This is a genomic window from Pseudoalteromonas sp. A22 (assembly GCF_018141345.1).
Classification (GTDB): Bacteria; Pseudomonadota; Gammaproteobacteria; order Enterobacterales; family Alteromonadaceae; genus Pseudoalteromonas; species Pseudoalteromonas maricaloris.
Window position 1 is genome coordinate 3386784 of record NZ_CP047238.1, and the last position, 8217, is coordinate 3395000.

2 protein-coding genes and 2 rRNA genes (1 of these 4 cut by a window edge) are annotated in these 8217 nt (G+C 46.8%); 2 read left to right on the forward strand and 2 right to left on the reverse strand.

The window, feature by feature from the left end:
- Positions 1 to 44: 44 nt before the first annotated feature.
- Positions 45 to 3470 carry a PAS-domain containing protein gene (locus GSF04_RS20160; protein WP_211858610.1) on the forward strand — a complete coding sequence of 1142 codons (3426 nt, stop codon included), beginning with the start codon at positions 45 to 47 and terminating at the stop codon, positions 3468 to 3470.
- Positions 3471 to 3587: 117 nt separating this feature from the next.
- On the forward strand, positions 3588 to 4418 hold the full coding sequence (gene purU, locus GSF04_RS20165; RefSeq protein ID WP_211858611.1) for a formyltetrahydrofolate deformylase: 831 nt from the start codon (positions 3588 to 3590) through the stop codon (positions 4416 to 4418).
- A 633-nt stretch (positions 4419 to 5051) separates the two neighbouring features.
- Here the strand turns inward: purU and rrf are convergent.
- A 5S ribosomal RNA gene (gene rrf / locus GSF04_RS20170) occupies positions 5052 to 5165 on the reverse strand.
- Between the two features lie 189 nt (positions 5166 to 5354).
- A 23S ribosomal RNA gene (locus tag GSF04_RS20175) occupies positions 5355 to 8217 on the reverse strand; it runs 21 nt beyond the window's last position.

Below are 8217 nucleotides of genomic sequence, written 5' to 3' on the forward strand. Positions count from 1 at the left end.
GCTAAAGTATGACGATATTAATACCAAAAACTATAACAAACATTATGACTGCCATTTTACTCCTTGTTGCCGCTGCTTATATTGGTGTACTTTTTTGGCTCGCCAACTGGGGAGATAAAACCACCCCCCGCGCACTCAAAATTAGTCATCATCCGTTTGTTTATGCCTTTTCCTTAGGGATTTATTGTACCTCCTGGACTTATTACGGCTCGGTAGGTACTGCGGCCACCAGTAGTTGGCATTACTTCCCCATTCTTTTAGGGCCCATTTTACTGTTTTTGTTCGGTCAGGGTTTTTTGCGCAAACTCATATTGGTCAGTAAAAAGCAGAATATCACCACCATTGCCGACTTCATTTCGGCACGATACGGTAAACGCCAAACTACGGCCGTCATGGTAACGATGATAGCCCTATTGGCAACCATTCCGTATATTGCACTCCAGCTCAAAGCCTTGAGTAGTAGCTTTTTGTTATTACAGCAGGATGAGCAAGTATCTGGCACTGCGCTCGCATTAGCTGGCACCTTGATCATGGCATTATTTGCGATTTTCTTTGGCACTAGAAAGGTAGATGTGACTGAGTATCGCTCAGGGTTGATGTTGGCCGTTGCTTTTGAATCTATCGTTAAGTTACTCGCTCTCGGTATTGTTGCCGTGCTTGCATGGCAATCTTTAGCTCAAGTTCCAGACTCATTTGAAGCATTGAGCGAACATTGGCAATCTTTTGACTTCTTTAACTTCAACTTCGTTGGACAAACGCTTATGGCAGCGGCTGCCATCGTCTGTTTGCCCCGACAATTTCATGTTGTGGTGGTAGATAACCACAACACTTCACACTTAAAAACCGCACGCTGGGCATTTACGCTTTACTTGTTATTGATAGCAGCCATGATCATCCCAATCGCTACCGCCGCTATCCACCCCGATATTGGCTATGGTGCCGCACCGGATAGTTTCGTACTTGCTTTACCTATCATGATGGAGCATCCGATCCTCGCTACATTTGTCTTTATCGGCGGTTTATCAGCGGCAACGGCCATGATAGTCGTTGCGACTCTCACACTTAGCACCATGTTATCGAACGATGTAGTATTGCCTTTGTTGTTCAAGCGTAAATTTAAGAAGAACATTCTTAACAGCAGTTTTAAGAGTCAAATACTCTTAGTTCGACGCTTTGTTATCGCCGCAATCTTATTGCTTTCATATATGTACCAGCAATGGTTTGGTCATGGTGAAGCACTCGCAAATATGGGGTTAGTTGCCTTCTCATTGGTGACTCAGCTATTGCCTGCAATTGTCGGTGGACTTTATTGGCGCAAAGGCCATGCGTATGGCGTATATGCGGGGCTCATCGCTGGTTTTATCTGCTGGATGCTATTTCTTATGTTCCCAATTCTGGAAGCAGGTGGATTACTTGATTATGAAATGCGCCAGACCCTTATCACCCGAGGAACTTTACTTGCACTGCTCGCCAACATTAGCTGCTATATTAGCTTTTCTATCGGTGCACAGGAGCGCCTAATCGACCGTATTCAGGCCGCGGCATTCGTAAACCCTAAAGATCAGGCTGCTCTCTCTAAACGCTTGAATAAACAAGTTCGCGCTACCGTGTATGACTTTAAAGTGCTACTACAAACCTTCTTGGGCGTTCAGCGTAGTCAGCAACTGCTCGGGCACTATGCTCAAAATAATATTTTAGAAGATAATGACGCGTACCCAGCTCCTGAATTTATCTCATTCTGCGAGCGCGCACTCACGGGAGTGCTCGGTGCTTCATCTGCCCAAGCTCTGATCCGTACCGTGTCATCGGGTCGCCAAATGGCATTTGAAGAGGTGGTTAACTTTTTTGATGAAACCACACAAGCACTACAGTTCAACCAAAACCTACTTTATACCTCATTAGAAAACCTAAGCCATGGGATTTCGGTTGTTGATAAAGATCTAAAACTTGTTGCATGGAACAGGCGTTATCACGAGATGTTCGCCTACCCAGATGGTTTCTTAGAAGTCGGACAACCGATAGAGGAAGTGATCCGCTTTAACGCCGAGCGCGGTGAATGCGGTCCTGGTGAAATTGATAAACACGTCGATAAACGAGTTCAACATCTGAAAAATGGCACTCCTCACCACTTTATTCGCCACCGTCGTAATGGCCAAGTATTTGAGATGACGGGGAACCCGCTGCCTGAAGGCGGGTTTGTGACGAGTTTTTCAGATATCACTACGCATATTGCGACGCAAAACGCACTGGAAGAAATCAATATGGATCTAGAGAACCGTATTGAAGCCAGAACCCAAGAGATCCGCACTATTAATATGGATCTTAAAGCGGAAATAGCCAATCGTCACGAAACAGAGCAGGCGTTAATGGCAGCTAAAAAAGAAGCAGAACAAGCAAATGAGAGTAAAACCCGCTTCTTAGCGCTTGCCAGTCATGATATTTTGCAGCCACTCAATGCCGCACGCCTATACTTAGCGGCGATTGATACCCACAATCTAATAAGTAAAGATCAGGGTAACTTTGAAAAACTCACCGATAGCCTAGACTCCACCGTACATCTGATGAGTGCGCTTTTAGATATTGCAAAACTAGAGCAAGGTGCAATGAAACCAACCCCTAGGCATTTCAACATTGACGATATCTTACTACCACTGGCAAATGAGTATGCCATCATTTCAAAAGAAAAAGGTCTCGAGCTTAAGGTGAGAAGCTCCCACAGCATTGTGCACAGTGACACCACTTACCTGCGCCGGATCATTCAAAACCTGGTTTCCAATGCCGTTAAATATACCGACAGTGGCAAAGTGCTCATCGCCTGTCGACGCCGTAAACATAGTTTAAGGCTTGAAGTGTGGGATACCGGTCCTGGTATTTCAAACCATGAGCAGAATAAGATCTTTAACGATTTTTATCGTATTCAAGCAGGCGATAATAAAGGTATTGGGCTTGGGCTTGGTGTTGTAAAACGTCTATGCGATCTATTATCCATCACAATTTCTGTGAACTCGGTTGTCAATCAAGGCAGCCGCTTTGCCATAGACATACCCTATGGCAATGTGGATTTACTCCAAGTAAAAGAAGATATTAGCCAAAAACCGCAAAGCAAAACTCAACTTAATGTCATCGCGGTTGATGACGATCCGAAAAACCTAGAAGCCATGGCGAGCCTGCTAGATAAATGGCATTGCTACTATCAGCTGTTTTACAAAGTAGAAGACGCGCTTGCTTACGCAAAACATAATACCGCACCAGATGTTATTTTGATGGATTACCAACTTAACGATAACTGTGATGGGATCTCATTGATCAAATCGCTACGCACCATGTGGCAAGATACGGTTCCTGCGATTTTAATTACCGCCGTGAGGGATGAAGAAGTAAAAGTCGCTGCTAAAAGTGAGCAGATCCATTACCTGTCTAAGCCAGTAAAGCCAGCAAAACTCAAGGCTCTGCTCAACCATGGGCGGTGAGCGCACAGACAGCTGTTGAATACGATAGCAATCGCAAAGTTTTTTGTTGTTAAGCATTTATCTCACTGCCAATTCGCAGTATTCTGAAAGTTCGCTTAGACGAATTGGAATGAGGAAATGAGCTACGTACTAACGACAGAGTGCAAAGATGACATCGGACTGATCGCGAAGATCACTAGCCTTTGTCATGAGCACGACCTAAACATTACGCGCAATAATGAATTTGTAGATAAAGAAGGACAGCGCTTCTTTATGCGTACAGAACTAACAGGCACACCCAGTGATAACTTTCTGGAACAACTTCGTCAGTCATTACCAACTGGCGCCAAATTAAGCCTATACGGACAAGAACGAACAAAAGTGGTGCTACTTGCGACGAAGGAAGCGCACTGCTTAGGCGGCGTGTTGCTTAAACAATACGAACAAGCATTCAATATTGAAGTACAAGCAGTTATCGCAAACTATGATACGTTGGAACCCCTTGTTAAAGGCTTTGGTATTCCTTTTCATCTGGTATCACATGAAGGGTTGAGTAGAGCTGAACACGACAGTGCAATGGCCGATTTAATCGCACAATATGATCCTGATATTGTTGGCTTGGCAAAGTATATGCGGATCTTAACACCGGAGTTTGTCTCACGCTTTGACGGGAAAATTATCAATATTCACCACTCATTCTTGCCTGCCTTTATCGGTGCAAAACCTTACCATCAGGCATTTGAGCGTGGCGTGAAAATTATTGGCGCTACCGCTCACTTTGTTAATGATGAATTAGATGAAGGACCTATCATTGCCCAAAATGTCACGCAAGTTAGCCATGCTCAAAATGCTGAAGAGATGGCAAAAATCGGTAGAGACATTGAAAAAACAGTATTTTGTAACGCGTTACAATTAGCCTGCGAGCATAAGCTTTTCATTAACGGCAATAAAACCGTCGTCTTTTCATAATCAAGTCCAAAAACGCAGTTTAGCAACTCAGGAAATAAACGCATGGATGCGTGCACTCCCACAATGCTGTGTATTCGGTGGTAGGAGCGAGTTCCCTCGCGATGTGTTGATTGGCTTGTGAGGTTTTATATCTCAAATCTCTATACCCCAAACAGCAAAAAACCCGCAGCATTGCTGTAACGGGTTTTTATGTACATGGTTTTTGCCGGAACTTCATTGCAACCTATCGGCGGATAAACCACCTCCCCCCATGTTGCACTGTGCTGATACTGTGGTAGGAGCGAGTTTACCTCGCGAGGTTTTTAAATCTCAAATCTCTATACCTAAAACAGCAAAAAACCCGCTGCATTACTGTAACGGGTTTCTCTTATTTGGCCCTGGCTCGCTACGAAGTAGGATGTTCTCATTTTTTAAATAGAGAGTCACATGGGTAATCCACACTATCATTGACCGGGGCCGACCCTTCGGCTGTTTTGTTTCACTTCTGAGTTTGGGTGACGAGAAACCGAAGCACCGCTTCGCAGTTCGAGGAAGTGAGCGCAAGGACGCGCGAAGGGGAGATGCTACATTGAAGTACTTTACTTCAAACGCAAAAAACCCGTCGCATTGCTGCAACGGGTTTCTCTTATTTGGCCCTGGCGATGTTCTACTTTCACATGGGTAATCCACACTATCATCGACGCTGTTTTGTTTCACTTCTGAGTTCGGCATGGGGTCAGGTGGGTCCAAAACGCTATAGTCACCAGGAAATCTGGGTGCAAATGTCTAATTACATCGTGCCTCGAACGAGCATTCCATTTGCGCAAGGTGAACCGATTTCGCGATACCGCTGAGGTTGGTCACCTTGTTTAATTCTTAAATCTGGAAAAAGCTATTAAATTCTTTGTCTACTTTAGTCTATTAACTTCTGTCGCTTATAAACCACTTTGGCGTTGTATGGTTAAGCCTCACGGGTAATTAGTACGAGTTAGCTTAATGCCTCACAGCACTTCCACATCTCGCCTATCAACGTTGTAGTCTTCAACGGCCCTTCAGTTGACTCTAAGTCAAAGTGAGAACTCATCTCGAGGCCTGCTTCCCGCTTAGATGCTTTCAGCGGTTATCAGTTCCGAACGTAGCTACCGGGCAATGCAATTGGCATCACAACCCGAACACCAGCGGTTCGTCCACTCCGGTCCTCTCGTACTAGGAGCAGCCCCTCTCAATTCTCAAACGCCCACGGCAGATAGGGACCGAACTGTCTCACGACGTTCTAAACCCAGCTCGCGTACCACTTTAAATGGCGAACAGCCATACCCTTGGGACCGACTTCAGCCCCAGGATGTGATGAGCCGACATCGAGGTGCCAAACACCGCCGTCGATATGAACTCTTGGGCGGTATCAGCCTGTTATCCCCGGAGTACCTTTTATCCGTTGAGCGATGGCCCTTCCATTCAGAACCACCGGATCACTATGACCTACTTTCGTACCTGCTCGACGTGTCTGTCTCGCAGTTAAGCTTGCTTCTACCATTACACTAACCGTACGATGTCCGACCGTACTTAGCAAACCTTCGTGCTCCTCCGTTACTCTTTGGGAGGAGACCGCCCCAGTCAAACTACCCACCAGGCACTGTCCTCAACCCCGATTCAGGGGCCTAAGTTAGAACATCAACACTACAAGGGTGGTATTTCAAGGTCGGCTCCACAGAAACTAGCGTCTCTGCTTCAAAGCCTCCCACCTATCCTACACATGTAGGGTCAATGTTCAGTGCCAAGCTGTAGTAAAGGTTCACGGGGTCTTTCCGTCTAGCCGCGGGTACACAGCATCTTCACTGCGATTTCAATTTCACTGAGTCTCGGGTGGAGACAGCGTGGCCATGGTTACACCATTCGTGCAGGTCGGAACTTACCCGACAAGGAATTTCGCTACCTTAGGACCGTTATAGTTACGGCCGCCGTTTACCGGGGCTTCGATCAAGAGCTTCGCCTAAGCTAACCCCATCAATTAACCTTCCGGCACCGGGCAGGTGTCACACCGTATACGTCATCTTACGATTTTGCACAGTGCTGTGTTTTTAATAAACAGTCCCAGCCACCTGGTCACTGCGGCTCTCGTTTGCTTACAGAGCAAGTCTTTCACAAACAAGAGCGTACCTTCTCCCGAAGTTACGGTACAATTTTGCCTAGTTCCTTCACCCGAGTTCTCTCAAGCGCCTTAGTATTCTCTACCTGACCACCTGTGTCGGTTTAGGGTACGATTCAGTATGAACTGAAGCTTAGAGGCTTTTCCTGGAAGTAGGGCATCAACAACTTCACCACCTTGGTGGCTCGTCTCGACTCTCAGCCTTGGCAACCCGGATTTTCCTAAGTCACCAGCCTACAGCCTTTCACATGGACAACCAACGCCATGCTTGCCTAGCCTGCTCCGTCCCCCCATCGCATTCATACCGAGTACGGGAATATTAACCCGTTTCCCATCGACTACGCTCTTCAGCCTCGCCTTAGGGGTCGACTCACCCTACCCTGATTAACATGGGATAGGAACCCTTGGTCTTCCGGCGGAGGAGTTTTTCACTCCTCTTGTCGTTACTCATGTCAGCATTCGCACTTCTGATATGTCCAGCATGCCTCCCGGCACACCTTCAGCCACTTACAGAACGCTCCCCTACCCCGCAGACAAAGTCTGCAGCCGTAGCTTCGGTGGTATGTTTAGCCCCGTTACATCTTCCGCGCAGGCCGACTCGACTAGTGAGCTATTACGCTTTCTTTAAAGGGTGGCTGCTTCTAAGCCAACCTCCTAGCTGTTTTAGCCTTCCCACATCGTTTCCCACTTAACATACACTTTGGGACCTTAGCTGACGGTCTGGGTTGTTTCCCTCTCCACGACGGACGTTAGCACCCGCCGTGTGTCTCCCGGATATTACTTTACGGTATTCGGAGTTTGCAAAGGGTTGGTAAGTCGGGATGACCCCCTAGCCTTAACAGTGCTCTACCCCCGTAAGTATTCGTCCGAGGCTCTACCTAAATAGATTTCGGGGAGAACCAGCTATCTCCCGGTTTGATTAGCCTTTCACTCCTAGCCACAGGTCATCCCCTAACTTTTCAACGTTAGTGGGTTCGGTCCTCCAGTTGATGTTACTCAACCTTCAACCTGCCCATGGCTAGATCACCGGGTTTCGGGTCTATACCCTGCAACTTAAGCGCCCAGTTAAGACTCGCTTTCGCTACGGCTCCCCTAAATGGTTAACCTCGCTACAGAATATAAGTCGCTGACCCATTATACAAAAGGTACGCAGTCACCCAACAAGTAGGCTCCTACTGCTTGTACGTACACGGTTTCAGGTTCTATTTCACTCCCCTCACAGGGGTTCTTTTCGCCTTTCCCTCACGGTACTGGTTCACTATCGGTCAGTTGGGAGTATTTAGCCTTGGAGGATGGTCCCCCCATATTCAGTCAAAGTTTCACGTGCTCCGACCTACTCGATTTCACTTTAGATAAGTTTTTGTGTACGGGACTATCACCCTGTTTCGTCATGCTTTCCAACATGTTCCACTAACTACACTAAAGCTTAAGGGCTGGTCCGATTTCGCTCGCCGCTACTTTCGGAATCTCGGTTGATTTCTTTTCCTACGGGTACTTAGATGTTTCAGTTCTCCGCGTTCGCCTCGTTAACCTATGTATTCAGTTAACGATACCTGCAAGCAGGTGGGTTTCCCCATTCGGAAATCCTAGTCTCAAGCGCCTCTTACTGGCTTGACTAGGCTTATCGCAAGTTAGTACGTCCTTCATCGCCTCCAACTGCCAAGGCATCCACCG